We start from the raw sequence: 24272 nt of genomic DNA, 5'->3' as shown, positions 1-24272 counted from the left end.
GGCGATGATGATGTTGAATGTGCCGACGCCTTCGCGGGCTAGTCCGCTCCCACAGGGATTTTGAGTGCGCTGAAGATTGTGGCCTTGCTCCGGACCATTGTGGGAGCGAGCTTGCTCGCGATATCGGTGTGACAGGCGATGATGAGGTTGAATGTGCCGAAGCCTTCGCGAGCAGGCTCGCTCCCACAAAGATTTGGGTTGCGACAAGGATTGCTGATCTGCCCCGGACCATTGTGGGAGCGAGCCTGCTCGCGAAAGCGGTGTGACAGGCGATGATGATGTTGAATGTGCCGACGCCTTCGCGGGCAAGCCCGCTCCCACAGGGGATTTGGGGTGCGACAAAGATCGTAAATTTGCCCCGGATCACTGTGGGAGCGAGCCTGCTCGCGAAAGCGGTATGACAGGCGATGATGATTTTGAATGTGCCGGCGCCTTCGCGGGCAAGCCCGCTCCCACATGGGGTTTGAGGTGCGACAAAGATTGTAGATCTGCCCCGGACCATTGTGGGAGCGAGCTTGCTCGCGAAATCGGTGTGTCATCCAACGTGGATGTATCTGATCTGGCGCCTTCGCGAGCAGGCTCGCTCCCACAGGTATCGGCGTTTTGCTCAGATGATTTGTGATGTCAGCGGTTGTATTTCAGCGCTTCGACAAACGCTGCAAACGCTGCCGAGCTCTGGCGTCTGTTCGGGTAATACAAGTGATAGCCCTGAAACGTCGGGCACCACTCTTCCAGCACTTCCACCAGTCGCCCGTCCGCCAGATACGGCGCGACCAATTGCTCGGGCACGTAGGCCACGCCGATGCCGTCCACGGCGGCGTTGAGCACATGCATAATGCTGTTGAACACCAGTTGCCCATCGACCTTCACGCTGAAATCCTGACCCTTGTGCGCAAACTCCCAGGCGTAAATCGCGCCGGCCGGTTGGTGACGGATGTTGATGCAAGTGTGCTCCGTCAACTGATGCGGCGTGGTGGGTGCCGGGTGGCGAGCGAAGTAACCTGGCGAGGCCACCACGGCCAGGCGCCAGTCCGGGCCGATGCGCACGGCGATCATGTCTTTGCTGATCGATTCACCGAGACGAATGCCGGCATCGAAGCGTTCCTTGACCACATTGGTAAATCCGTAATCGACGTAAAACTCCAAGGTGATATCCGGATAGTCCTGCAAAAACTTTGCAAGCATCGGCCGGATGCACAATTCGATCTGATCGTCCGTGCAGGAAACGCGGATCGTGCCGCTGGGCTTGTCGCGCAATTCGCCGAGGGCTTCGAGCTCGGCGCTGATCTGCTCGAACAGCGGCGCAATTGAGTGCATCAAGCGTTCGCCAGCCTCGGTCGGCGAGACATTGCGCGTCGTACGAGCGAGCAAGCGGATACCCAGACGTTGCTCCAGCGCGCGCACCGTATGGCTCAGCGCAGACGGCGTGACGCCGAGGCGGGCGGCAGCCTTGGTGAAGCTTTGCTCCTGGGCCACCGCCAGAAAGGCCTGCAGGTCGTTGACTTTGGCGTTGCTCATTGCTGAATTTTTCTCAAAAGCACATGAAGATTACCGCTACTAATCAAGTTAAGCCCGATCCGTCAAGCTTTGCAGCCTGAGTAACGGGGCAGAAGTGCCTCGATGATTTCTTCTTCAAGACAGGTTTTCGCATGACGGCTCAAGTAATCGACACCCCGACAGCCCAGGCCATGGAAGCGTCCACTGACGGCGAGCAACCGGCGTACTGGAGCGGCGTGTTCGCTATGACCCTGTGCGTCTTCGCGCTGATCGCTTCCGAGTTCATGCCGGTCAGTCTGCTCACGCCAATGGCCACGGACTTGCACATCAGCGAAGGCCTGGCCGGCTATGGCATTGCCATCTCCGGCGCGTTCGCGGTGCTGACCAGCCTGACGATCAGCAGGCTCGCCGGCTCGATGGATCGCAAGCGCCTGTTGCTGCTGTTGACCGCGCTGATGTGCGCGTCCGGGCTGGTGGTGGGCCTGGCGCCCAATTACACGGTGTATATGATCGGTCGCGCATTGATCGGCGTGGTAATCGGTGGCTTCTGGTCGATGTCGGCGGCGTTGGCCATGCGTCTGGTGCCCGCCGCCAGCGTGCCCAAGGCACTGGCCATTTTTAACGGTGGCAATGCCCTGGCGACCGTCGTGGCGGCGCCGTTGGGCAGTTATCTGGGCAGTGTGATTGGCTGGCGCGGGGCGTTTTTCTGCCTGATACCCGTGGCGCTGATTGCGCTGCTCTGGCAATGGATCAGCTTGCCCGCGCTCCCGGCCGCGCCACGCAAAGCCAGCGCAGCCAATGTTTTTGCGTTGTTCAAAAGCCGCCGCGTGGCGTTCGGCATGCTCGGCGCAGGTCTGTTCTTCATGGGCCAGTTTGTTCTGTTCACCTACCTGCGACCGTTTCTGGAGACCGTGACCCGGGTCGACGTTTCGATGCTGTCGATCATCCTGCTGGTCATTGGTGTGGCCGGGTTTATCGGCACTGTGATCATCGGGTCGGTGCTGAAGTCAGGTCTGTACAGAGTCGTGATCGCCATTCCGCTGCTGATGGCGGTGATTGCTGTCGCGCTGATCGGGCTGGGCAGTTCAGTGCTAGCAGTGTTCGTGTTGCTGGGCTTGTGGGGACTGATCGCCACGGCAGCGCCGGTAGGCTGGTGGTCGTGGCTGGCGCGCACGCTGCCCGACGATGCCGAAGCCGGCGGTGGGCTGATGGTGGCGGTGGTGCAGTTGTCGATTGCCTCGGGTTCTACCATCGGTGGTCTGCTGTTCGACGGCAGCGGTTATCGGCTGACGTTTTTCGCCAGCGCGGCATTGCTGGTGCTGGCGGCGCTGATGACCTGGCTGACGTCGCGGCAGACAGCCTGAATCAGCTCTCGGTGTTTTCGGCCGAGGCCTGCGCCGCTTCGGCTTCCAGCTTCAGGCGGTCGGCCTTGCAGATGTATTTGGTCTTTTTCGGCGCCAGTTTGGCATTGGCCTTTTTGGCCTTTTCCTTGAACAACTGCTGCAGCTTCTTTTGACGATTCATGATTTTTCGATCAGGGGTGGAGAGGGTGGGAATCCTGACGCAAGGCCGAGTGGTCAGCAAGAAGAAATCCACTAAGCTGAGCACATTCGCCCATACTCTAGAGCATCCCCCAACCGAAGGAATCGCACATGAGAAAAGCTCGCAGATTGATTACCGCGTTGTCTTGCCTCGCGCTTGTAATCGGCAGCACGACGGCACTGGCTGACCCCGGCAATGGCAAGGGGCAGGGTGGTCAGGGCGGCCAGGGCAACGGCAAGGGCAAACCGCAAAACATGCAGGATCACGGTAAACAGGGCGGGGGCGGCCAAGGCAATGGCAACAAGGGCCAGCAACACTCTGGCAATGGTGGCGGCCCGAGTTTCGATCGCGGCAATATTCTCGGCATCATCGATGGTTATCGCGGCCAATACTGGAATCCGGGGCCGCCGCTGCCGCCGGGTATTCAAAAGAATCTGGCGCGGGGCAAACCGTTGCCCCCGGGTATCGCCAAGAAGCTGGACGGGCGCATGCTCGGCCATTTGCCTCGTTATGACGGCTACGAATGGCGACAGGCGGGCACTGACCTCATTCTCGTTGCGCTGGCCACCGGGCTGATCTACGAGGTGCTCAACGGCGCGTTCGATTGATTGTTGAAAGAGGAGCGGCAGCATGTGCCGCTCCTTTTTTATGTGTGTATTGCTGCAGCCTTTGCAGCAATGAACTGCATTCAGGCTGGGTTGTTCGTTGATTGCTGCGCTTTCAGACTGAGCTCAACGCTTAACGAATGAATGGAGATGACCATGGCCAACGCAATCCGCTTCACCGCAACGGGCGCACCGGATGTCCTGCAATTGCGCACTGTCAGCGAACAGGCCCCCGGGTCCGGCGAGGTCTGGCTGGAGCAAGCGGCGGTGGGCGTCAATTACCTCGATGTCAGCCAGCGCAAAGGTGCGGTACCAGTGGCGTTGCCGTCGGGGCTGGGGCTGGAAGGCGCGGGTCGAGTGGCGGCGGTCGGTGCCGGTGTGAGCAATGTGCGCGTCGGTGATCGGGTCGCTTACGCCACTGGCCCCTTGGGCGGTTACGCCTCGGCGCGGTTGTTTCCGGCAGAGCGGCTGGTGAAGATTCCCGAAGAGTTGACGTTCGAAGACGCGGCGGCGGTGTTGTTCAAAGGCATCACCGCGCAGTATCTGCTGAAGGCGACTTATCCGGTCGGGCCGGGCACGACAATGCTCGTTTACGGCGTCGCGGGAGGCCTGGGGGAAATCATGGTGCCATGGGCCAAACACCTTGGCGCAACGGTGATCGGTGTGGTGTCGAAGCAGGCCAGTGTCGACAAGGCTCGCGCGTCCGGTTGTGACGAAGTACTGGTGTTCGATGCCGAGACTCTCGCCGCCGATGTGGTGCGTATCACCGAGGGGCGCAAGGTCGATGTGGTGTATGACCCGATTGGTCGGGTGTCTTTTCAGGCCTCGCTGGACAGCTTGCGCCCACGCGGATTGATGGTCTCGTTCGGCGCGCAGACCGGCGCGCCGGCAGCGGTGGAAATGGCCACGCTGAACGCCAAGGGCTCGCTGTTCCTGACCCGTCCGTCGCTGGCCGCGCACACCGCCACGACAGCTGAATATCAGGAGCGCGCGCAAGATGTGCTGGCCGCTGTTGCCGCCGGTATCATCACGCCGCAAATTCGCGCGCGTTATTCATTGGCTGACGCGGCACAAGCGCACGCCGATCTTGAATCGGGCCGATCATCAGGGGCGATCATTTTAAAACCATGAATCTGGATGTTCTGAGCAACCCGCACAGCGATGAAATCGCTGCTTTCCTGGCCGTCGCCGCGCAAGGCTCGTTTGTCGCGGCGGGGCGTTTGTTGCAGCGCCATCCGACCATCGTTTCCAAGCGCCTTGCGGCGATGGAGAAGCGACTCGGCGTGCGGCTGGTGGAGCGCTCGACGCGACACGTGCGTATCACCGAGGCTGGCCTGCAACTCGAACAGCGCCTGCGCGCGGCCGTCGAGTTGATGAACGAAGCGCAGCAGCAAGCGGTGCAGGGTGCCAGCGAAGTACGCGGCACCCTGCGCCTGGCGTTGCCGGCGGCGATGGGGCGGTTATGGCTGGGGCCGCTGCTGCCGGAATTTCTCAAGGCTCACCCGCAGGTCTCGCTGGTCGCCGATTACAGCGAAGGCCTGGTCGACATCATCGAGCAGGGCTTCGACGCGGCTATTCGCATCGGCGAGCTTGAGGACAATCGCCTGATTGCAAAAAAGCTCAGTGACCATCGTCGGATTCTCTGCGCATCGCCGGCCTACATCGAGGCCCACGGCATGCCGCAAACCCCGCAGGATCTGCTGCAACACAATTGCCTGCGCTTCAGCGGGCTGGCGTCGTTCCCGCTGTGGCGCCTGCATCGCGGCAACGAAGTGCAGACCATTACGCCACACGGCAATCTGACCGCCAGCGACAGCGAATCCCTGCTCGCCGCCGCCCGCGCCGACGCCGGCATACTCGGTGCCGGCGACTGGCTGATGAGCCGCGATCTGGCGGCAGGGCGGCTGATTCGCGTGCTGCCCGACTGGCATCTGGATTCGGCGGGCGGCGTTTATCTGGTCAGACCGTCGTCGCGGTTTCCAGCGGCGGCGGTGGTGGCGTTCAAGGAGTGGATCGAAGCGAAATTCGAGACCGGGCCACCTTGGGCGGTTTGAGCACAACCTGCATCAAGACCGACACTGACCCCGTGGGAGCGAGCCTGCTCGCGAAAGCGCAGTGTCAGTCATGGATGATCTGGTTGACCTGACGCCTTCGCCAGCAGGCTCGCTCCCACAGGTTTCGTGGCTTGCTCAGAAACTCGCGAACGCCCAAATATCCAATGTGAGAGCGAGTGCCAATTTGGGCGCACAAAAAAGCCCGGCATCGCTGCCGGGCTTTGGTGTCTTCAGCGCTTTACGCAGCGATCTTGTTGGCCGCCATTTCCTTTTTGTGGCTCGCCTTCATGGCTTCCATTTGCGCACCCAGCTCCTCGAGTTTTGCCTTGCCCAGAAGCTTCTGCGCTTTCGGGAACATTTCCTGTTCTTCCTCTTCGATGTGGTGCTCCAGCAGTTCCTTGACCACTTTGACCCGACCGGCAAATTCCGGGGTGCCTGGATCGGTTTCTTTCAGATCAGGCAGTACCAGCGAATCCACGGTGCGGTGCTCTTCCTTGGCTTCGTAATACATGATGTCTTCTTCCTTGCTGCCGGCTTCCTTGAACGCAGGATAGAGAATCTCTTCTTCGAGGCGGGTGTGGATGGTGATTTCCATTTCCAGTTTGCCCAGCAACTCGACGCGTTTTTTCAGCGCGCGGTCGGTGGACTCACTCAGTTGGCTGAGGATGGCTTTGACTTTTTCATGGTCGGCTTTGAGAAGGTCGATAGCATTCATTTTTGAGGCCTCTGCTTTTCACGGATTGAACACAGCGTTCTTTTTTTCGCGCTGCTGTGTATTCAGGAAGAGGCTATCGCAGGACTCATGCCAACTCGCTGATCGAGCGCAATCCGTCTAAATCAAGGGCTGGCATCGAAGCAGGCACAATGCTTTCGTGCAGCCTGCAAGAAATCCGCGTGGCGGGCATTGCATATAACAAGCCCGGCAAAAGCCGGGCTGCGGGTGATGCTTGAGACGGGCCTGCGTCCTTGCTTAGCGGCTGGCCTGGGAAGGCGAGCCGCGACCGATATGCTTGGGCCCCGCCAACGCCCAGGCGATCAGGCCGAACAGCGGCACGAACACGATCAGCACGATCCACACGCCTTTATTGCTCGATTTCCCCTCGCTTTTGCGCACCCGGTTGATGGCCCAAAGCTCGATCAGCACGAGAATGACCGCCAATACGATCCACACGGTTTCGATTTGCATAGGCTTAACTCCTGATGGTCTGTGCGTTAGGCGGCGAGAGGTGCGTTGGGTTCATTCTTTTTGCCTGGGACGAGCGGACGCGGTGATACCCGGTTGCAAAATAAATGTCTGGTCGCCGCTGCGCCCTATATCCTCTGCGCCACACGTTTAGGCTGGAACAGGGACAGGGCAATGGCATTCAGGGTGATGGTCGTCGGTGGTTACGGCAATTTCGGCAGTATCGTTTGTCGGCATCTGGCGCAGATGCCAGAGATTGAACTGCTGCTGTCGGGCCGCAATGCACGCAAGCTGCAACACAAGGTCGAAGAGCTGCAAGCGCAGTCGGGCCGAGCTTGCGAAGGCTGGTGCGGTGATGCGATGGGCGCAGGTTTTCAAGCGGCGTTGCGAGAGTTGAATATTCAGTTGGTGGTGCACACCGGCGGGCCGTTTCAGGGGCAGTCCTACGCGGTTGCTGAAAGCTGCATCGATGCCGGGGTCAATTACTGCGATCTGGCTGACTGCCGCACCTTCGTCAATGGAATTGATGTACTCGACGCCCGCGCCAGGGAGGCTGGTGTGGCCGTGCTCAGCGGTTGCAGTTCGGTGCCGACCTTGTCTTCGGCAATCATTGACCAGCAGCGCTCGCGTTTTGCGCGAATCGATTCGATCGAGCATGGCATTTCTTCCTCGGCAAAGATGCCGGGGCTGTCCACGGTCGAAGGCGTGCTCGCCTACGCAGGCAAACCGATCAAACAGTTGAAGAACGGCCAGGCTCACGAAGTATTGGGTTGGCTCGATCTGACCCTGCGCAGCATGCCGCAACTGGGCAAGCGGGTGCTGGCCAATGTCGATGTGCCGGACATGGATATTTTCGCTCGCCGCTATGGCGCACAGACGCTGCGCTTCAAGGCTGGCGCCGGCCTGAAGCTCGGCGGTGTCGCCAACGCCTTGCTGGCGCAAGCCTTGCGCTTCGGTCTGGTGCGCGATCATGTGCGCTGGGCGGCGCGTCTGCATCGACTGGGCACGTGGTTCGAACGCTTCGGTGATGGCAAAAGCGCGATGTACATCGATGTTCAAGGCATTGGAGTTGACGACCAGCCGCTGAGCATGACCGCGCAACTCACCGCACTGAATGACAAAGGCCCGGAAATCCCCAGCTGCGCCGCCGTCGCCCTCGCAACCAAAATGGCGCGGGGTTATGCACCGCAACCTGGCGCGCGGCCGTGTGTTGGCGAAATCAGCGTCGATGAATATCTGGCGGCGATCAACGATCCGGCCAACTTGAGCCTGTCGGTTCAATTCTCCGATGGGCAGCGTTGAGATGGTCTATCTGTGCCTGAAGTACCTGCATGTAATCGCGGCGATTTTCCTCTTCGGTTTCGGCATGGGTTCCTACCTCTACCTGATCGCCGCCAGCCGCAGCGGCAACCCGCAAGTGATCGCCCATGTCGCACGAATGGTGGTGCGCTTTGATACGTGGATCACCACGCCGGCCGGGTTTGTGCAGGTCATTACCGGCTATCTGCTGATGCGGCTCTCGGGGCTTTCGATGAGCACCGAATGGCTGCTGACTTCGCTGATCATTTTCTTCTGTGTCGGCGCGTTGTGGCTGCCGGTGCTGGTGTTGCAAAAGCGTTTGCAGAGCATGGCGCTGAGCGCGGGCGAAGGTAGCCTGCCTCTGGATGATCGCTACGCGAGCACGTACCGCTGGTGGTTCTGGATGGGCGTCGTCGGGTTCGCCGGGATGTTTGTCATCGTGCTGATGATGGTGACGAAGATGACGCCGCTGCAACTGATCGGGTCAGCCGTGGGCCTTTAGAAAACGGCTTTCGTGATCCGCAGTCGGCAGCAGACAAGTGTCGTACTTGCCGAACAGCCGATACCGATTCAGCGCGATGCGATCGTAAGCCCAGTCGCGCAGACGACGCGGGAAGATCCGCAGCAGTTTCAGCGGCTGCCAGCGCCCTGGCAGTTGCCCGACCACTTCGAGAAACGCATCCGAGCGTTCCCAATAATTGCGGTCGCGGATCACCGCCATGGTGTCGAACTCGTCCAGCGGCAAACCGGCCCACGCCAGCAAGGCCTGGCCCTCGGGCGATTGCACGGTCGCCAGCCGCACGCGGCGCTGACGGTCATACCGAATCAGAAAACGCGCCCAGCCGTTGCACAGTTTGCACACACCGTCGAACAGCACCACGGTTTCGCCTGGCTTGAGCAATGGCGCGGGGGTGGGGCGGGTTTTCATGGCAGGCATAGGCGGATGTCCTTGGCGGCGGTTGTCGCGATCATAACCTTGATCACCGGACTATAAGAGTGAATCGCGCCGGTATTGCCCCGGCGATATTCCGTGCACGCGGCGGAATGCAGCGCCAAACGCCGCGTCGGACAGATAGCCCAGTGACGCGGCGACAGTGGCCACATTGTCCCGGCCATTGCGCAAGCGGAACGCGGCCACGCGCATCCGCCAGCGCGTGGCGTACTCGACCGGCGCTACACCCATGCAAGTTTTGAATAACACCGCGAAACCCGATCGCGACATGCAGGCAATCTCGGCCATTTGCGTCAGTCGCCAAGGCATCTGCGGAGCAGCGTGAATGGCGCGCAACACGCCGGCAATCGCCGGTTCCCGCAGTCCACCCAGCCACGCCAGTTGTTCGGCATCCGCGCTGTTGATGTGATGGCGCAGCGCATGGATGAAGATCAGCCGCAGCAGGTCGTTGCACATCGCCTGCGAGCCAGGCTGATGCGACGGCCACTCGCGCCCCAGTTCATCCAGCAGCCAGCCGAACGACGAGGCGCCTGCGGTTTCGGCACGAATGATCAGCGAGGTCGGCAGCACGTTGAGCAGTTCGGTTGCGCCGGGTCCCGACAGCGACACGCTGCCGCCCAGCAACTCGACTTCCTCGCCGACACCGAACGTTGCCGAGGCTTCGTCATGGGCGAAAACCTCCGCTGCATTCACCGCCTCGACGTCGGCGCCGCTGGCCAGAATGAACGGCGTGCGCGACACCACAAAACAGTCGCCGGCCTGCAACAGGCGCGCCGGCATGCCTTGCATGCGCAGCCAGCATTCGCCTCGTCGCACCACGTTGAATTTCAGTTCGATGGGTTGGAAACGCAGCGCCCAGACACCGCCCGCTTGCAAGCGAACCGAGCAGGCTGCGCGCAGTTCCGAGAGTGCCAATACGGCAGAGAGTGGGTCGCCAGCAGGATTTTGGATGATCACGACAGAAACCTGGATTTATCAGACTGGTTCGTCCCGAGAGCTTAGCCAAGAATGAAGGCCTTCGATAGCTCACTCAGGATTACGCCCATGGCCACGCTTCAACAACCTGTGCAATCACCGTTCAACGCCGCCAGCACAGCGGCTGAAGTCATGGCCGGCATCGATCTGCGCGGGCAGCTCGCTGTGGTCACCGGCGGCTATTCCGGCCTCGGTCTGCTGACGGTAAAAAGCCTCGCGGCGGCAGGGGCGCAAATTATCGTGCCGGCCAGAGATACCGCGCGAGCTGAGGCTGCATTGGCTGGAGTGGACGGTGTCCGCGTGATGCCCATGGACCTCATGCAGGCCGAGTCGGTGGCGGCGTTCAGCCACAGCGTGGTCAGCGCGGGTCAGCCAGTGTCCTTGCTGATCAACTGCGCCGGAATCATGGCCGCGCCGTTGCTGCGCGATGCCGATGGCCATGAGAGCCAGTTCGCGACCAACCATCTCGGTCATTACCGCCTGATCTGCGGCCTCTGGCCCGCGCTGGTCAAGGCTGGCCAGGCGCGGGTGCTGTCGGTGTCCTCGCGCGGGCATCAGATTGCCGGAGTCGACTTTGATGACATCGATTTCCTGCAACGGCCGTATGACAAATGGGTCGCCTATGGCCAGTCGAAAACCGCCAACGCCTTGTTTGCCATCGCACTCGATCAGCGTGGGCGTAGCCAAGGTGTTCGCGCATTTTCATTGCATCCGGGGCAGATTCTGACGGATCTGGCACGGCACCTCAGCACAGCGGAGCTTGCCGCATTCGACGCGCTGGATGAGCAGGGCCGGCCACGGCTGGATGCGCACAATGGACTGAAAACTGTCGAGCAAGGCGCGGCGACGGGGTTGTGGTGCGCGACCAGTGCATTGCTTGCGGATTTGGGCGGCGTGTATTGCGAAGACTGCAATGTTGCGCCGGTCAATGAACCGGAAGCAGGCCGCAAGGGTGTTGCGAAATGGGCGGCGGATGCTGAGTTGGCTGAGCGACTTTGGGCGGTTTCGGAGCTATGGACGGGGCTCACGGTGGCATGAATCGAGTCAAAGGCCAAAAGCCCCTCACCCTAACCCTCTCCCGGGGGGAGAGGGGACTGACCGAGGTGTTCAGTAGAAATTCGCCGACCTGAAATACCGGGTCGAACTCAGTTCTTGAACAGCACCCAGATCGGCTCCCTCTCCCTCGGGAGAGGGCTGGGGTGAGGGGCTGCTCGATAGAGTTACTCTTCCAGCTTCGCCCAGAATTCCTCGGCCGAAGGGCTGATCGGTGCCGTCGGGCGAGTCAGGTGGATTTCCAGTGGAATATCCCAACTTTCATCCAGTGCCCTGACCAGACGCCCGTCAGCCATTTCCTGTTCGGTCAGGCTTTTTGGCAGCCAGGCCACGCCTTTGCTTTCCAGCGCCATCGACATCAGCACTGCGGCCAAGTGGCTGCTGAACAATGGTTTCAAGTGCAGATAATCAGCCTTGCCATGCAACCTGTGGGCGACGATTCGGCCCAGGCCCGATTCGTGGGTGTAGGCCAGATAGGGCAGGGTTTCAGGCGACGTGCCGAACTGTGCTGAAGCACTCGCCAGCGGCACAAGTACGTCCTCGCCAACCTTCTTGCCAATGAACTGATCCGGCGCCAGTAACGGCGGAACGTCGGGGTGGCGATGGCATAGCAGGAACTGCACCTGGCCATGAATCAGCATCTGTTCGCACACGGCCATGCTGTCGGAATGCAGGCGAACCGCATCGATCGGCGCGCCACTTTCGGCGCTGCGCAACCAGCGTGGGAAGAAGGTGAATGACAGCGAATGAGTGGCGGCGAACTGCAAGGTTTTCGCCGCCATGCCAGCCACTTCCTGGGCCTCGGAGCGCATGCGGTAAAGGCGTCTGGCCGCTTCTTGGGCGCTGGGCAGAATCTGCCGGCCGGCCTCGGTCAACGTCGCACCTTGCGGGGTGCGCACGAACAGTTCGACACCCATCCAGTTCTCCAGCGAGCGTACTCGGCGACTGAACGCCGGCTGCGTCACATGGCGCGCTTCGGCGGCCCGGACAAAGCTGCCGTACTCGGCCAGTGCTGAAAAATCCTCAAGCCAAACCAGTTCCAAGGGCAATGCCTCCTGTGCATAGGGCGCGGCATTAATAGCATTGGGCGGGTGTCGTCGCAACGCATAACGTTGGGTCACCACAACAAGAGGAACCCGTCATGCGTATCGTCGATATCCGTGAAAAAACCGTCTCCATTGCTTCCCCGATCGCCAATGCCTACATCGATTTTTCGAAGATGACCTGCTCGGTCGTCGCAGTCATTACCGACGTGATCCGCGACGGCAAACCGGTCATCGGTTACGGCTTCAACTCCAACGGTCGCTACGGCCAGGGCGCGTTGATGCGCGATCGTTTTCTGGCGCGGATCACTGAAGCCGACCCGGAAACCCTGATCGATCACGAGAACAATAACCTCGATCCGTTCGCCATCTGGAAAACCCTGATGACCAACGAAAAACCAGGCGGGCATGGCGAGCGTTCAGTAGCGGTCGGCACCATCGATATGGCGGTGTGGGATGCGGTGGCGAAGATTGAAGGCAAGCCGCTGTATCGCCTGCTCGCCGATCGTTATCGCAACGGCGTTGCCGATGACAAAGTGTGGGTGTATGCGGCGGGTGGCTATTACTACCCGGGCAAGGACCAGAGCAAGCTCAAGGCCGAAATGCAGAGCTATCTGGATCGTGGCTACGACGTGGTCAAGATGAAGATCGGCGCAGTGCCGCTGGACGAAGATATCCGCCGCATCGAAGCGGTGCTCGAAGTGGTGGGCGACGGCCAGCGCCTGGCGGTCGACGCCAACGGCCGCTTCGATCTGCAAACCGGTATCGCCTACGCCGAGGCGATCAAGAAGTACAACCTGTTCTGGTACGAAGAAGTCGGCGACCCGCTGGATTATGCGCTCCAGGCCGAGCTGGCCAATCACTACGAACTGCCGATGGCCACCGGCGAAAACCTCTTCTCTCACCAGGATGCCCGCAACCTGTTGCGCCACGGCGGCATGCGCCCGGACCGTGACTACCTGCAATTCGACTGCGCGTTGTCCTACGGGCTCGTTGAGTACATGCGCACCCTGAAAGTGATGGAAGAGCTGGGTTGGTCTTCGCGTCGCGTGGTACCGCATGGTGGTCACCAGATGTCGCTGAACATCGCCGCCGGTCTGCACTTGGGCGGCAACGAATCGTACCCGGACGTGTTCCAGCCATTCGGCGGGTTTGCCGATGGCATTCGCGTGGAAAACGGCTACGTCGGGCTGCCGGATATCCCGGGTGTCGGCTTCGAAGCCAAATCTGCGCTGTATGCCGTCATGCGCGAACTGGGCGAGGGCTGATTCGGTTTCATCTGCGGCCTCGTTTTGCCGAGGCCGCAGCTTCAGGCGTCATCCTCGACGCCAAAGCCACATGCCCACCACAACAATAAAATGAGGTGCTTCCGTGGAAACTTCAAAATCACGCTGGTACAGCCAGCTCTATGTGCAAGTGCTGATCGGCATCGTCATCGGCGCTGCCATCGGTTACTTCGTGCCGGACATCGGCGCCAAGCTGCAGCCGTTTGCCGACGGTTTCATCAAGCTGATCAAGATGCTCCTGGCGCCGATCATTTTCGGCACGGTGGTGGTCGGTATCGCCAAGATGGGCAGCATCAAGGAGGTCGGACGGATCGGTGTGAAAGCGCTGATCTACTTCGAGATTCTTTCCACCATCGCTCTGGTGGTCGGCCTGATCGTAGTCAACGTGGTCAAGCCCGGTGCCGGCATGAACATCAACGCCGGCACCCTCGATGGCAGCGCTGTCAACAAATACAGCCAGGCGGCGAGCGAGCAGGGCGGCCTCGTCGAATTCTTCCTCAATATCATTCCGCACACCTTCCTCGGCGCCTTCTCCAATGGCGTCATGCTGCAAGTGATTCTGTTGTCGGTGCTGATGGGCGTCGCCTTGGTGCAAATGGGCGAAACCAGCAAACCGCTGATCAACACCATCGATCTGTTCCTGCAAGGTCTGTTCAAAATCGTCGCGATGGTCATGCGTCTGGCGCCGCTGGGTGCGGGGGCTGGCATGGCATTCACCATCGGCAAATACGGCATCGGCACCTTACTGTCGCTGGGGCAGTTGCTGGTCGCGCTGTACATCACCACGCTGATCTTCATCGTCGTGGTACTGGGCGCGGTGGCGCGATGGTCGGGCATGCCGTTGATGCAGTTTCTGCGATATTTCAAAGATGAAATCCTGATCACGCTCGGCACCTGCTCGACCGAAGCGGTGCTGCCGCGAATGATGGTCAAACTGGAAAAGCTCGGCTGCAAAAAGTCCGTGGTCGGCATGGTCCTGCCGACGGGCTACACCTTCAACGCGGACGGCACCTGCATTTACCTGACCATGGCGGCGATCTTCATCGCCCAGGCGACCAACACACCGCTGACCTTCATGGACCAGATGATCCTGCTCGGCGTGTTCCTGCTGACCTCCAAGGGCTCGGCCGGTGTGGCGGGAGCAGGGTTCGTGACCCTGGCGGCCACGCTCACCACCATTCACTCGATACCTCTGGTGGGCCTGGTGTTGCTGTTGGGCATCGACCGCTTCCTCAACGAGGCGCGAGCGGTGACCAACCTGATCGGCAACGGCATCGGCACCATTGCCATTGCCAAGTGGGACAACTCCTTCGATGTCGAAGCGTGCGAGCGGGAAATCGCCGCCATGAAACACGCCAAGGCCGAACGTAAATCGTTGCTGGCGCACAAGTAATCCGCGAAACGTGGCGATGTTGGCGACAGCTCGCCACGGCTTCCTGGCTAACCATCATGCGATGGCGAAGTCATTTCGCAACCCCACAACTGCAAAAACGGCTGGCTGATATTGGCCGGCCCAACCCATCGGCTGACCAGTTCGCACTTGCCATCCATGCATAACTGGTAATCGCCGGCCTGCGGGGTTCGGCCCAATTGCAGTGGTTGCAGCGGCGGCAAGTGGCGTCGGAAATGCCAACTGCCGTTCTCCAGTCGGGCATCGTCGGGTATCTCCATGCCTGCGCCGTTGCCGCGAACCCTGGCCTGCTCAAGAACCAGCCCTTGGGCCGTGACGCGGTAGTCTTCCTCCCAACGGATCTTTTCGATGCTGTGGTTCCAGGCCAGGGTGAAATTCGCTACCGGCAACTGTGCCCAGATACTGCCGGCCAGACCCAGGCACAAGCCGATCATGCATTGGCCGCTGCTGCGCGCCGCGAGCGCCAGACATGTTGCACGATGACCAGAATCGCGAGTGCGAAGCCGATTTCATCGGTCACCGGCAGTGCCACGATCAGCAGGGCGCCGGCGCCGAGACTGAGCACCCGTTCCCAGATCAGCATCTTCTGTTGCAGAAAACCGGTCGACGCCATGCCCCACAGACCAACCGCCAGAAGAGTCTTGATCAGCATGTAGGCAGTCGCCCACAAGTTGTCGCCTTGCAGCATCAGCGCCGGGTTGTAGACCGCCATGAACGGGATGACGAAACCGGCCAGCGCAATGCGCACCGCCCACAAGCTGATCTTGAAGCCGCTTTCCTTGGCGATCGGCGCGGCGGCAAAACAGGCGAGGGCGACCGGCGGGGTCAGGTCGGCGAGGATGCCGAAGTAGAACACGAACATGTGCGACACGATCAGTGGCACGCCCAGCTCCAGCAGGGCGGGCGCGGCGATCGAGCTGGTGATGATGTAGTTGGGAATGGTCGGAATGCCCATCCCCAGCACTAGGCAGGTAATCATCGTCAGGATCAGCGACAGCAGCAGGTTGTCGCGGCCGATGGCGAGAATGTAGCCAGCGAACGTCGAAGCGACGCCGGTGAGCGAAACGATGCCGATGATGACGCCGACCAGTGCGCAGGCGATGCCCACCGGTACCGCGTGGCGGGCGCCCTCGACCAGCGCGTGCAGGCAGATCAGCAGCGTTTCGCGACCTCCCTTGATGAAAGCGCAGACCAGCACCAGGACGGCAATGACCGCAAAAATCACCGCGATGCCGAGCTGGAAAAAACCTGTGCAGAGCACGCCCAGGGCAATCCAGAACGCACAGCGCAGGCCAAAGCTGTGCACGCGGAAAATGATCGCCGAGCCGAGGATCACGATGGCGGTCAATGCCAGGCCGACCATGCCCGAGAACAGCGGTGTGCGCCCGGAAAACAGCAGGTAAACCAGAACCAGCAGAGGAATCAGCAAATACCAGCGGGCTTTCACCGCGCCCCAAGCGCTGGGGCATTGGTCTTTGGGCAAGCCCTCGAGGTTGGAGCGCTTGGCTTCCAGATGGACCATCCAGAATACCGAGCCGAAATACAACAGGGCCGGTATCAGCGCTGCCTTGGCGATTTCGACAAAGGGCACATTGATGGTTTCAGCCATGATGAAGGCGACCGCGCCCATCACCGGAGGCATGATCTGGCTGCCCATGCTGGAGGTGGCTTCCACGCCGCCGGCGAACGCGGCGCGATAGCCAAAGCGCTTCATCAGCGGAATGGTGAATTGCCCGGTCGTCACGACGTTGGCGATCCCGGAGCCGGTGATCGTCCCCATCAGCGCCGACGAGGCCACGGCCACTTTCGCCGGGCCTCCCAGCTTGTGCCCGAACAAGCCCATGGCGAAGTCGGTAAACAGCTTGATCATGCCGGCCTGCTCAAGGAATGCGCCAAACAGGATGAACAGGAAAATGTAGGTCGCCGACACATACGTCGGCGTGCCGTACAGCCCTTCGGTGCCGAACGACAGTTGATTGATGATCTGGTCGAAACCGTAGCCGCGATGGGCCAGTTCGCCGGGCAGGTATTGCCCGAACAGGCCGTACGCCAGGAACAGCCCGCAAATTACCGGCAGCGCGATGCCCATGACCCGTCGCGCGGCTTCGAAGACCAGGGCAATCAATACGATGCCGATCATCAGGTCGGCCGAGGTGAGGTCACCGGAGCGCTGGATCAGATCGGCCTCGAACACCCATTGATACAGCGCGGTAGCGATGGCGGCCAGGCTCAGCAGCCAGGCCAGCGGTTGCCACGGACGGTCTGTGCCGTGTGCCGGATAACTGAGAAACACCACCCACAGCAGGAAACCGACGTGCACCGCACGCAGCACCTGGCTGGAGAGAGGAGAAAAGGCTGCGGTGACGATCTGGAAAATCGAGAACAGCAACGCTACGTAAAACAGGGTTTTCGGCCAGTCCCGTGGGTTCGCGGAAATACCGTGATGCTCGTCACTCATTGGCTGCCTTCCTCATGACCACACAAAGGAATCGACGCTGCAGTGGCCGTCACGCCACTGCGCACAAGCGCTTATAAAGCGCCTTTTTCCTTGTAGTAGCGCTCGGCGCCGGGGTGCAGCGCGATCGGCAGGTTTTTCGCAGCCGCTTCCAGCTTGATGTCCTTGGCCGCCGAATGGGAGTTACCCAAGCGCCCCAGGTTGTCGAACAGCAGGCGGGTCATGTCATAGACGACGTCATCCGGCAGGTCGGCGCGGGTCACCAGAATATTGGTGATTGCCACGGTGGGCACGGCTTCGGCCTGTCCGTCGTAGGTGTTGGCCGGGATCATTGCGCTCTGGTAGGCCGGATTGCCGATTTTTGTCACCACCTCGCTCGGAATGGCGACGTAGTTCAGCGGCATCACCGACGACAGGTCACGAATGGCGGCCATGCCCAGTCCCGACGATTGCAGGGTGGCGTCCAGTTGCCGGTTCTTGATCAATTCCACCGATTCGGCAAACGGCAGATATTGCACCTTGCCCATGTCCTCGTAGGTCAGGCCGGCCGCTTTGAATATCGCCCGCGCATTCAATTCGGTGCCGGATTTTGGGGCGCCGACCGAGATGGTCTTGCCCTTGAGATCGGCGAGGGTTTTGATTCCCGACTCCTGGCTGGCGACGATTTGAATGTAATTGGGATAGGCGCCGCCCAAGGCGCGCAATTTGGTCAGCGGTGCTTTGAAACCGGCGTCTTCCACGCCGTTTTTGGCGTCGGCCACTGAGTCGCCCAAAGCCAGGGCCAACTCGCCGCGACCGGCCTGTAGCAAGTTGAGGTTTTCTACCGACGCTTTGGTGGCCTGCACCGATGTCTTCGAGCCGGCAATACCGTCGCTGTAGATTTGCGACAGACCGACCCCGATCGGGTAGTAAACCCCGCTGGTTCCGCCGGTGAGGATATTGATGAACACGGGCGCGGCCTGCGCAGCACTGCTAAGGGTCAGCGTGGCGGCGGCCAGCAGGGCAAAGCGTGTTTTGACTCGCATGGGGGCACTTCTCCGTCTTGTTATGGTTTTAAGCAGAGTGATTGCACTCTAGCCGGTCCCGGCTGAACGTGATCGTCACGACGTCAGTTCATCCCCAGCCAGTTCGGCAGCACCAGTGAGATCCATGGCACGTAAGTGATCAGGATCAGGAACAACAGCAGAATCGACAACCACGGCATCGCGGCTTTGACTGTGGCGGGCAAGGACATGCCGGTCACCGCCGAGGTCACGAACAGGTTCAGGCCCACCGGTGGCGTGATCAGGCCGATCTCAAGGTTGACCACCATGATGATGCCGAGGTGAATCGGATCGATGCCCAGTTTCATCGCGATAGGAAAAAGGATGGGCGCCAGGATCAGGATGATCGCTGACGGTTCCATGAACGCGCCGGCAATCAACAGCACAATGTTGACCACCAGCAGGAACGTCACCGGCGTCAGGCCGGCGTCGATCACCCAGGCAGTGATTTGTTGAGGTAACTGTTCGGTGGTCAGCACGTGGGCGAACAGCATGGCGTTGGCAATGATGAACATCAGCATGATGCTCAGCTTGGCCGAGTCGAGCAGAACCTTAGGGGTCTCGCGAAAGGTCAGATCCTTGTAGACGAACAAAGCGATGAAGGCCGAATAGACGGCTGCCACTGCGGCAGCTTCGGTCGGGGTGAACATGCCCGAATAGATGCCGCCGAGGATGATCACCATCAGCAACAGGCCCCATATTGCCTGGCGTGCTGTACTCAGAAACTCGCGAAGCGTCGCACGCGGCAAGGCGGGGAGATTTTTCTTCACCGCGACGATGTAGATCGCCACCATCAACGCCGTGCCCAGCAGCAGGCCAGGCACCACGCCGGCCATGAACAGCTTGCCCACGGAGGTTTCTGTAGCGGCGGCGTAAACCACCATCACGATCGACGGCGGGATCAGGATGCCCAGCGTACCGGCGTTGCAGATGATCCCTGCGCCGAACGCCTGCGGATAGCCGGAACGGACCATCCCGGCAATCGCAATCGAGCCCACCGCAGCGACCGTGGCGGGACTTGAACCGGAGAGGGCGGCGAACAGCATGCAGGCCAGCACCGCCGCAATGGCCAGGCCGCCGCGAATATGCCCGACACAGGCGTTGGCGAAGTCGATCAGCCGGCGGGCGACGCCGCCAGTGGTCATGAAGGCCCCGGCCAGCAGGAAAAACGGAATGGCCAGCAGCGTGTAGTGTTCCGAGGTCTCGAACAGTTTGATCGCCAGCGAGCGCACCGAGTCGGGACTGAAGAAAATGATCGTCAAGGAGCCGGCCAGGCCCAGCGAAATGGCGATCGGCACGCCGATGAACATCAAGGCGAACAGGGCCACGAACAGGAAGGCGATGGTCATGGCTTGTCATCCTCGTGTTCGGCAAGTTTCAGCGCGTCGGCCGCCTCATCGGCCAGCCCGAGGCCGGTCTGACGATTGAGCAGGATGCGCAGGAGAATTTCAGCGAAGCGGATGAACACCAGCGCGAAGCCCAGCGGCACGATCAACCCGATATGCCACTGCATGACGCCGAAATGGCCAAGATCCTCGGCACCGATACCGGCGTTCATCAAGGTTTCGATCCATTCGAAGCTGGCGACGGCGAGCAGCCCCGCGTAGGCCAGACAGCACAGGCAGGCGAGGATGCCGATGTAACGCTGTACCGATCTGCGCGCCAGTTTGACCAGTGCGTCGACACCGATATGCCCGGCGGTGCGCACGCCATAAGCCAGACCGAAAAAAATCAGCCAGCCGAACAGCGCTTTGGTCAGGGCAGTGCTCCAGGTCATGGCCTGCGCCATGCCCATGATCTGATCGCCAACAGCGAACAGCGGAACACTGGCCGCCGGCCAATGATCGGCGAGCCAGTAAAACAGGCTGTAGAAGTTATTGAGGATCACGTAGACAAACGTGACGAGGGTCATGGCCGCCAGAAGGAAGACGATGAAGCCTTCCTCGAAGTGTTCCCAGATTCGCCGAAGCGCTTTCATGGATGGCATCTCACGTCGAGTGAAGACGGGCAGGCGCCGACGCAGCGGCGCCTGCCTTGCGATTATTGCGCCTGGTTTGCGGCTTCGGCGGCAGAGATCAGCTCAGCGCCGATTTCGCCTTCGAACTTCTTCCACACCGGTTTCATCGCGTCGCGCCATTGCGCACGTTCTTCTGGCGTAAGCGTGATGATTTCCGTGGTTTTGGCGGCAAGGATGCGCTGCTTGTCACCCTCGTTCAGTTGCTGGGCTTCCTTGTTCACGTGGGTGGTGACTTCCACGACGATCTTGTCCAGTTCGCTGCGCACGTCGGGTGGCAGGCCGTTCCAGAATTTGGTGTTGGTGATCAGCATGTAGTCCAGTACACCGTGGTTGGATTCAGTGATGTATTTCTGCACTTCATGCATCTTCTGGCTGTAGATGTTCGAGTAAGGATTTTCCGCCCCGTTGACCACACCGGTCTGCAGGCCTTGATATACCTCGGCAAAACTCATCTTGCGCGGATTGGCGCGCACCGCCTTGAATTGCTCCTCCAGCACCGCCGAGGCCTGCACCCGGAACTTCAGGCCGCGCGCATCCGCCGGTACACGCAGTGGCTTGTTGGCCGACAGTTGTTTCATGCCGTTGTGCCAATAAGCCAGGCCGGTGATGTTTTTGCTTTCCATGGATTTGAGCAGGCCCTGACCCTGCGGGCTCAGTTGAAAGCGGTCGACAGCGTTGATGTCATTGAAAAGAAAGGGCAGGTCGAACAGCTGCACGGTCTTGGTGTACTGCTCGAACTTGGCCAGCGACGGCGCAATCATCTGCACATCGCCGAGCAACAGCGCTTCCATTTCCTTGCCGTCACCAAAGAGCGAGGAGTTGGGATACACCTCGACCTTGACCTTGCCCGGCAAACGTTCCTCGACCAGTTTCTTGAACAGCAACGCACCTTGCCCCTTGGGCGTCTGGTCAGCGACCACATGCGAGAACTTGATGATCACCGGGTCTGCCGCCATGGCCGGGTTCATGCTGCTTACCGCCAAAGCGCAGGCAAGTGCGCTGAACAGAGATCTGAGCATCTGGGTGATTCCTCTTGTTTTTATTGTGATGACCGCTCGACGCGCTGAACGCGTTCAAGTGCCGAGACATGTTCAAGTCTAGGCAGAAATATCTGATTTGCCGGGGAATTGACCAGAAAACCGCAAAACAGTGGCGAGTGAACTGAGTACGTGGTTCCGTCAGGGCCGTGAACGGTATGGGGATTACCCGGCAATGAGTGGTGTTTGAATTTCAAGTGCCCGCTGCTGAAGGTGAACCGGGCAGATAGGCCTCGGGTTGGCGGCGCGGGATTCTCATATCGCCAGGTCCTCGTCCCAACACACGGCCTTTGATTCGTGCCATTGCACGTCGGTGACGCCGAATCGCTCGGCCATCGGTTTCGAGAAGCGCTTCAATGGAGGCCGGCCTGGCTTGGGAATTGGCGTCAACCCGGCATCACAACTCGCCGACTGCCAGGCTTCTGCGTTGTTCATCAATTTGGCGCGGATAATGAAGGATTTGGGCACACCGTGAAGTCGGTACTTAATCATGTACAAATCTGTCTGGCTCATGAGGCTCTCCCTTTACTCATGAAAGAGGGATGTTCCTCGCGCCAGGAAATTCACAGTTTTTTCTAACATCTCGACATGCGTCCGCACCGGTTGAAAATTACTTATACAAGCATGCGCTTGCGGTATAACAACGCTCCTCCTGTGATTGCGAAAGTTTGATCAGCGCAACTAAGCGAAACGGCAAAATATATCGGCGCTTGCCCGGTGTCATGGCATTTGAATGTCATTTTATGTTGACGAGGATTATCGCTGCGTTTAACTAGCGCGTAATCTGTAGATCGCTGCCGATACTTTCAAGTTAGTACGTTGGTGCAGTTAGTCCAGTGGAAGATTTTAGTTAGCAAGCTTCGCAAGCGAGGCGATAAACGAACTATTTCCTGTACAGATTCAGCGAAGCTCATGTAATGGTTAATGACCCGTTTGTGCCTTGACAGGAAGAAGGGCCATGGAAAACGACGAGCTGCGTCATGCTTGTACAAAATGCAATAGGCTGTACAAAACCTCGCCGCAAGCGGAGCGTTGCAAGGCAAGCGCCGGCCATGCCGGGCTTTGTGAGAAGTGTCTCAAAAACGAGCAGGAGCGGGTGATCAATGAGCGCCTGGCCTTGTGCGTCGCGAAGATGTTGGACATTGATCGTCAGTTCAAGCCATCAGCGAAACGCTGATGTTCGCTTCAGCTCGCAAACGAGGCGGCTGATGAAATTCGGCAAGACTCAACGATTACCGCTGCGCTTGTACAACTGCAGAGAGTTGGGTTGGGCCGTTGATCATGTCCCTGACAATAAATCACTGCCAGTAATTGTTTTGACTTACGTATAAATCGAATCGTCCAGTTTCCCGGATGTTACACAAACTTGCACAGGAAGTAAGAGGCCCGTGAATACGGGCCTCAGTACTGTTCCGATAGAAGAGCACAAACGCTCTCAGCCTGCGAACATCAAACTTGCGATGCCTTGATCAACAGCGAACCGCGCCGGCGCATGAGGGCGTAGTAAGCGCACGCAGGGCACAGCAAGCCAACGACCCACGCCAGGTCTACGCCTTGCAGGCTGGTGGCAACAGGCCCGACGTACATGGAGGTGTTCATGAACGGAATTTCCAGAGCAATGGTGCAAAGGAATACTGCGATTGCTGTCCAGTTCACCCGACCGTAGATGCCTGCCGGATCGAAGATGTCGGCAATCCGGTAAACGCCTTTGCGCAGCGCGTAATAGTCGACAAGATTGATCGCCGTCCAGGGGATCAGAAAGTAGCTCATGAAAAAAATGAAATTCAGGAAGAACTGCAGAAAGTCGTCCTGCGCCAATGTGCATAAACCGGTTGCGATCGTGCAGATGATCAGCAGGAATCCCGCACGTACAGACGGGGTGATTTTGAGCGCAGAGAAAGGCTCGATCATCGTGATCGTCGACATGAAAGCGCCATACAGGTTGAACACATTGATGGCGATCTGGCCGTATAGCACGAATGCCACCATCAGCAGCGTGCCTCCTCCGAGCAGGCCTATAAGATGCAGCCCGACGTTATCGGAGAACCCCACCATGCCCTTGGCCAGTACGGCGCCTAACAACATCATCCAGCTTCCGCCGATAACGGTACCGGCATAGCTGTACCAGAACACTTGGCGGGCGGAAGTGTCGCTCGGCAAATAGCGAGAGTAGTCCGCCACGTAAGGTGCGTAGGACAGTTGCCAAGTGACCGCGATACTGACAGAGGCGAGGAAGCTGACCAGATTGAAACCCTGCGCGGTCCATTGGCCGGCCTCTATCGGCAGCGCGAGAGCGAGCAGGGTGGCGATGCCGAACACGGCAATCGAAATCAGCGAAAGCAGCTTCTGTACGCGATGAATCAATTGGTAGCCGAACAGCGCGACCAGGAAGCATGCCGCGCCCAGCAGAGCGATGTTGCCAGCGGTGCTCAACGGGCTCAGGTCGCTCACCGCCTGAGCAGCCAACAGCGTGTTGCTGACGAAAAAGCCCAAATAAATAAGCATGACGAACAGCAGCGGTACGATAGCGCCGAAAACCCCGAATTGTGCCCGGCTCTGGATCATCTGCGGAATACCCAGTCTCGGCCCCTGTGCGGAGTGCGAAGCCATGAAGATTGCACCAATCAGCGAACCGATAAGAATCGATAGCGCACTCCAGAAAAGATTGAGTCCCAGGCTGATGGGCAACACTCCAGCCGCTACCGTGGTGATGTTGGCGTTGGCACCAAACCAGACGAAGAACAAGGAACGGGGCCGACCGTGACGCTCGCTCTCAGGGATAAAGTCGATGCTGCGTTTTTCAACTTTCATGTCTGTTCT

General features: G+C 59.6%; 25 protein-coding genes. 10 read left to right on the top strand and 15 right to left on the bottom strand.

Annotation, left to right across the window (positions count from 1 at the left end; translation table 11 throughout):
• Nucleotides 1-624: 624 nt before the first annotated feature.
• Complete coding sequence (locus D8U71_RS14725; protein WP_130888066.1) at nucleotides 625-1518, bottom strand: LysR family transcriptional regulator; 894 nt, start codon at nucleotides 1516-1518, stop codon at nucleotides 625-627.
• Nucleotides 1519-1649: 131 nt separating this feature from the next.
• On the opposite strand from D8U71_RS14725, the gene D8U71_RS14720 reads away from it, so the two are divergent.
• The gene (locus tag D8U71_RS14720) at nucleotides 1650-2861 is read left to right on the top strand and encodes an MFS transporter (RefSeq protein ID WP_130888065.1); all 1212 of its coding nucleotides are present in this window, start codon (nucleotides 1650-1652) and stop codon (nucleotides 2859-2861) included.
• 1 nt (nucleotide 2862) lies between these two features.
• Here the strand turns inward: D8U71_RS14720 and D8U71_RS14715 are convergent, their stop codons facing one another.
• Nucleotides 2863-3021, bottom strand: a complete 159-nt coding sequence (locus tag D8U71_RS14715) for a DUF2986 domain-containing protein (protein WP_130888064.1) — start codon at nucleotides 3019-3021, stop codon at nucleotides 2863-2865.
• A 128-nt stretch (nucleotides 3022-3149) separates the two neighbouring features.
• On the opposite strand from D8U71_RS14715, the gene D8U71_RS14710 reads away from it, so the two are divergent.
• From D8U71_RS14710 to D8U71_RS14700, 3 genes are all read left to right on the top strand, one after another.
• The gene (locus tag D8U71_RS14710; RefSeq protein WP_130888063.1) at nucleotides 3150-3647 is read left to right on the top strand and encodes an anti-virulence regulator CigR family protein; all 498 of its coding nucleotides are present in this window, start codon (nucleotides 3150-3152) and stop codon (nucleotides 3645-3647) included.
• Nucleotides 3648-3800: 153 nt separating this feature from the next.
• Nucleotides 3801-4775: a quinone oxidoreductase gene (locus tag D8U71_RS14705; protein ID WP_130888062.1), complete on the top strand. Its 975-nt coding sequence runs from the start codon at nucleotides 3801-3803 to the stop codon at nucleotides 4773-4775.
• Complete coding sequence (locus D8U71_RS14700; protein WP_130888061.1) at nucleotides 4772-5698, top strand: LysR family transcriptional regulator; 927 nt, start codon at nucleotides 4772-4774, stop codon at nucleotides 5696-5698. The genes D8U71_RS14705 and D8U71_RS14700 overlap by 4 nt, the downstream gene beginning before the upstream one ends.
• Before the next feature lie 238 nt (nucleotides 5699-5936).
• On the opposite strand, the gene D8U71_RS14695 is transcribed toward D8U71_RS14700, so the two are convergent.
• A complete protein-coding gene (locus D8U71_RS14695; RefSeq protein WP_024012575.1) occupies nucleotides 5937-6413 on the bottom strand; it encodes a hemerythrin domain-containing protein in 477 nt (158 codons plus the stop codon).
• Nucleotides 6414-6668: 255 nt separating this feature from the next.
• On the bottom strand, nucleotides 6669-6884 hold the full coding sequence (locus D8U71_RS14690; RefSeq protein ID WP_016774306.1) for a PLD nuclease N-terminal domain-containing protein: 216 nt from the start codon (nucleotides 6882-6884) through the stop codon (nucleotides 6669-6671).
• Between the two features lie 171 nt (nucleotides 6885-7055).
• Between D8U71_RS14690 and D8U71_RS14685 the strand changes: the two genes are divergently transcribed.
• Together D8U71_RS14685 and D8U71_RS14680 are read left to right on the top strand one after the other, a co-directional pair.
• Nucleotides 7056-8183 (top strand): saccharopine dehydrogenase NADP-binding domain-containing protein, encoded by a 1128-nt coding sequence (locus D8U71_RS14685; RefSeq protein ID WP_130888060.1) that lies wholly within the window; start codon nucleotides 7056-7058, stop codon nucleotides 8181-8183.
• A gap of 1 nt (nucleotide 8184) precedes the next feature.
• Entirely contained in the window at nucleotides 8185-8682 is a 498-nt protein-coding gene (locus D8U71_RS14680) for a DUF2269 domain-containing protein (RefSeq protein ID WP_125926184.1), read from the top strand.
• On the opposite strand, the gene D8U71_RS14675 is transcribed toward D8U71_RS14680, so the two are convergent.
• On the bottom strand, nucleotides 8665-9117 hold the full coding sequence (locus D8U71_RS14675; RefSeq protein ID WP_125926094.1) for a thiol-disulfide oxidoreductase DCC family protein: 453 nt from the start codon (nucleotides 9115-9117) through the stop codon (nucleotides 8665-8667). The genes D8U71_RS14680 and D8U71_RS14675 overlap by 18 nt on opposite strands.
• Nucleotides 9118-9168: 51 nt before the next feature.
• Nucleotides 9169-10089, bottom strand: a complete 921-nt coding sequence (locus D8U71_RS14670) for an AraC family transcriptional regulator (protein ID WP_241663644.1) — start codon at nucleotides 10087-10089, stop codon at nucleotides 9169-9171.
• Between the two features lie 87 nt (nucleotides 10090-10176).
• Between D8U71_RS14670 and D8U71_RS14665 the strand changes: the two genes are divergently transcribed.
• Nucleotides 10177-11145, top strand: coding sequence for an oxidoreductase (locus D8U71_RS14665; RefSeq protein ID WP_130888059.1), 969 nt, complete (start codon nucleotides 10177-10179; stop codon nucleotides 11143-11145).
• A gap of 182 nt (nucleotides 11146-11327) precedes the next feature.
• Here the strand turns inward: D8U71_RS14665 and D8U71_RS14660 are convergent, their stop codons facing one another.
• Nucleotides 11328-12203, bottom strand: a complete 876-nt coding sequence (locus D8U71_RS14660; RefSeq protein ID WP_130888058.1) for a LysR family transcriptional regulator — start codon at nucleotides 12201-12203, stop codon at nucleotides 11328-11330.
• Nucleotides 12204-12301: 98 nt separating this feature from the next.
• On the opposite strand from D8U71_RS14660, the gene D8U71_RS14655 reads away from it, so the two are divergent.
• The gene (locus D8U71_RS14655; protein WP_024012582.1) at nucleotides 12302-13471 is read left to right on the top strand and encodes a mandelate racemase/muconate lactonizing enzyme family protein; all 1170 of its coding nucleotides are present in this window, start codon (nucleotides 12302-12304) and stop codon (nucleotides 13469-13471) included.
• A gap of 103 nt (nucleotides 13472-13574) precedes the next feature.
• A complete protein-coding gene (gene dctA, locus D8U71_RS14650; RefSeq protein WP_125926098.1) occupies nucleotides 13575-14882 on the top strand; it encodes a C4-dicarboxylate transporter DctA in 1308 nt (435 codons plus the stop codon).
• A 47-nt stretch (nucleotides 14883-14929) separates the two neighbouring features.
• On the opposite strand, the gene D8U71_RS14645 is transcribed toward dctA, so the two are convergent.
• The 7 genes from D8U71_RS14645 to D8U71_RS14615 all read right to left on the bottom strand — a co-directional run bounded on the left by D8U71_RS14645 (nucleotide 14930) and on the right by D8U71_RS14615 (nucleotide 21965).
• Nucleotides 14930-15334, bottom strand: coding sequence for a DUF1850 domain-containing protein (locus tag D8U71_RS14645; protein WP_130888057.1), 405 nt, complete (start codon nucleotides 15332-15334; stop codon nucleotides 14930-14932).
• Complete coding sequence (locus D8U71_RS14640; RefSeq protein WP_130888056.1) at nucleotides 15331-17358, bottom strand: TRAP transporter permease; 2028 nt, start codon at nucleotides 17356-17358, stop codon at nucleotides 15331-15333. The genes D8U71_RS14645 and D8U71_RS14640 overlap by 4 nt, the downstream gene beginning before the upstream one ends.
• Before the next feature lie 71 nt (nucleotides 17359-17429).
• Nucleotides 17430-18380: a TAXI family TRAP transporter solute-binding subunit gene (locus D8U71_RS14635; RefSeq protein WP_130888055.1), complete on the bottom strand. Its 951-nt coding sequence runs from the start codon at nucleotides 18378-18380 to the stop codon at nucleotides 17430-17432.
• An 83-nt stretch (nucleotides 18381-18463) separates the two neighbouring features.
• Nucleotides 18464-19747 (bottom strand): C4-dicarboxylate TRAP transporter large permease protein DctM, encoded by a 1284-nt coding sequence (dctM, locus tag D8U71_RS14630; protein ID WP_041480541.1) that lies wholly within the window; start codon nucleotides 19745-19747, stop codon nucleotides 18464-18466.
• Nucleotides 19744-20376, bottom strand: coding sequence for a TRAP transporter small permease (locus D8U71_RS14625; RefSeq protein WP_024012587.1), 633 nt, complete (start codon nucleotides 20374-20376; stop codon nucleotides 19744-19746). Before D8U71_RS14625 ends, dctM begins: the two co-directional genes overlap by 4 nt.
• Nucleotides 20377-20438: 62 nt before the next feature.
• The gene (dctP, locus tag D8U71_RS14620) at nucleotides 20439-21383 is read right to left on the bottom strand and encodes a C4-dicarboxylate TRAP substrate-binding protein DctP (protein ID WP_225927696.1); all 945 of its coding nucleotides are present in this window, start codon (nucleotides 21381-21383) and stop codon (nucleotides 20439-20441) included.
• A gap of 324 nt (nucleotides 21384-21707) precedes the next feature.
• The gene (locus D8U71_RS14615; RefSeq protein WP_130888054.1) at nucleotides 21708-21965 is read right to left on the bottom strand and encodes a DUF6555 family protein; all 258 of its coding nucleotides are present in this window, start codon (nucleotides 21963-21965) and stop codon (nucleotides 21708-21710) included.
• A 445-nt stretch (nucleotides 21966-22410) separates the two neighbouring features.
• Between D8U71_RS14615 and D8U71_RS14610 the strand changes: the two genes are divergently transcribed.
• Nucleotides 22411-22629 carry a hypothetical protein gene (locus D8U71_RS14610; RefSeq protein WP_125926101.1) on the top strand — a complete coding sequence of 73 codons (219 nt, stop codon included), beginning with the start codon at nucleotides 22411-22413 and terminating at the stop codon, nucleotides 22627-22629.
• Between the two features lie 272 nt (nucleotides 22630-22901).
• Here D8U71_RS14610 and D8U71_RS14605 read toward each other — a convergent pair whose 3' ends face one another.
• Nucleotides 22902-24263, bottom strand: a complete 1362-nt coding sequence (locus tag D8U71_RS14605) for a cytosine permease (protein WP_125916004.1) — start codon at nucleotides 24261-24263, stop codon at nucleotides 22902-22904.
• Nucleotides 24264-24272 lie beyond the last annotated feature (9 nt).

Origin of the sequence: Pseudomonas sp. Sample_21 (assembly GCF_004307525.1) — a bacterium.
GTDB classification, from domain to species: Bacteria; Pseudomonadota; Gammaproteobacteria; order Pseudomonadales; family Pseudomonadaceae; genus Aquipseudomonas; species Aquipseudomonas atacamensis.
The sequence above is the reverse complement of the archived record's forward strand: the minus strand, read 5'-3'. Positions and strand labels throughout refer to the sequence as shown.

Excerpts from the sequence above, each read along its gene's own strand:
- D8U71_RS14725 (WP_130888066.1), bottom strand. The coding sequence starts at position 1,518 with ATGAGCAACGCCAAAGTCAACGACCTGCAGGCCTTTCTGGCGGTGGCC.
- D8U71_RS14720 (WP_130888065.1), top strand. The coding sequence starts at position 1,650 with ATGACGGCTCAAGTAATCGACACCCCGACAGCCCAGGCCATGGAAGCG.
- D8U71_RS14715 (WP_130888064.1), bottom strand. The coding sequence starts at position 3,021 with ATGAATCGTCAAAAGAAGCTGCAGCAGTTGTTCAAGGAAAAGGCCAAA.
- D8U71_RS14710 (WP_130888063.1), top strand. The coding sequence starts at position 3,150 with ATGAGAAAAGCTCGCAGATTGATTACCGCGTTGTCTTGCCTCGCGCTT.
- D8U71_RS14705 (WP_130888062.1), top strand. The coding sequence starts at position 3,801 with ATGGCCAACGCAATCCGCTTCACCGCAACGGGCGCACCGGATGTCCTG.
- D8U71_RS14700 (WP_130888061.1), top strand. The coding sequence starts at position 4,772 with ATGAATCTGGATGTTCTGAGCAACCCGCACAGCGATGAAATCGCTGCT.
- D8U71_RS14695 (WP_024012575.1), bottom strand. The coding sequence starts at position 6,413 with ATGAATGCTATCGACCTTCTCAAAGCCGACCATGAAAAAGTCAAAGCC.
- D8U71_RS14690 (WP_016774306.1), bottom strand. The coding sequence starts at position 6,884 with ATGCAAATCGAAACCGTGTGGATCGTATTGGCGGTCATTCTCGTGCTG.
- D8U71_RS14685 (WP_130888060.1), top strand. The coding sequence starts at position 7,056 with ATGGCATTCAGGGTGATGGTCGTCGGTGGTTACGGCAATTTCGGCAGT.
- D8U71_RS14680 (WP_125926184.1), top strand. The coding sequence starts at position 8,185 with ATGGTCTATCTGTGCCTGAAGTACCTGCATGTAATCGCGGCGATTTTC.
- D8U71_RS14675 (WP_125926094.1), bottom strand. The coding sequence starts at position 9,117 with ATGCCTGCCATGAAAACCCGCCCCACCCCCGCGCCATTGCTCAAGCCA.
- D8U71_RS14665 (WP_130888059.1), top strand. The coding sequence starts at position 10,177 with ATGGCCACGCTTCAACAACCTGTGCAATCACCGTTCAACGCCGCCAGC.
- D8U71_RS14655 (WP_024012582.1), top strand. The coding sequence starts at position 12,302 with ATGCGTATCGTCGATATCCGTGAAAAAACCGTCTCCATTGCTTCCCCG.
- D8U71_RS14645 (WP_130888057.1), bottom strand. The coding sequence starts at position 15,334 with ATGATCGGCTTGTGCCTGGGTCTGGCCGGCAGTATCTGGGCACAGTTG.
- D8U71_RS14640 (WP_130888056.1), bottom strand. The coding sequence starts at position 17,358 with ATGAGTGACGAGCATCACGGTATTTCCGCGAACCCACGGGACTGGCCG.
- D8U71_RS14635 (WP_130888055.1), bottom strand. The coding sequence starts at position 18,380 with ATGCGAGTCAAAACACGCTTTGCCCTGCTGGCCGCCGCCACGCTGACC.
- dctM (WP_041480541.1), bottom strand. The coding sequence starts at position 19,747 with ATGACCATCGCCTTCCTGTTCGTGGCCCTGTTCGCCTTGATGTTCATC.
- D8U71_RS14625 (WP_024012587.1), bottom strand. The coding sequence starts at position 20,376 with ATGAAAGCGCTTCGGCGAATCTGGGAACACTTCGAGGAAGGCTTCATC.
- dctP (WP_225927696.1), bottom strand. The coding sequence starts at position 21,383 with ATGAACCCGGCCATGGCGGCAGACCCGGTGATCATCAAGTTCTCGCAT.
- D8U71_RS14615 (WP_130888054.1), bottom strand. The coding sequence starts at position 21,965 with ATGAGCCAGACAGATTTGTACATGATTAAGTACCGACTTCACGGTGTG.
- D8U71_RS14610 (WP_125926101.1), top strand. The coding sequence starts at position 22,411 with ATGGAAAACGACGAGCTGCGTCATGCTTGTACAAAATGCAATAGGCTG.
- D8U71_RS14605 (WP_125916004.1), bottom strand. The coding sequence starts at position 24,263 with ATGAAAGTTGAAAAACGCAGCATCGACTTTATCCCTGAGAGCGAGCGT.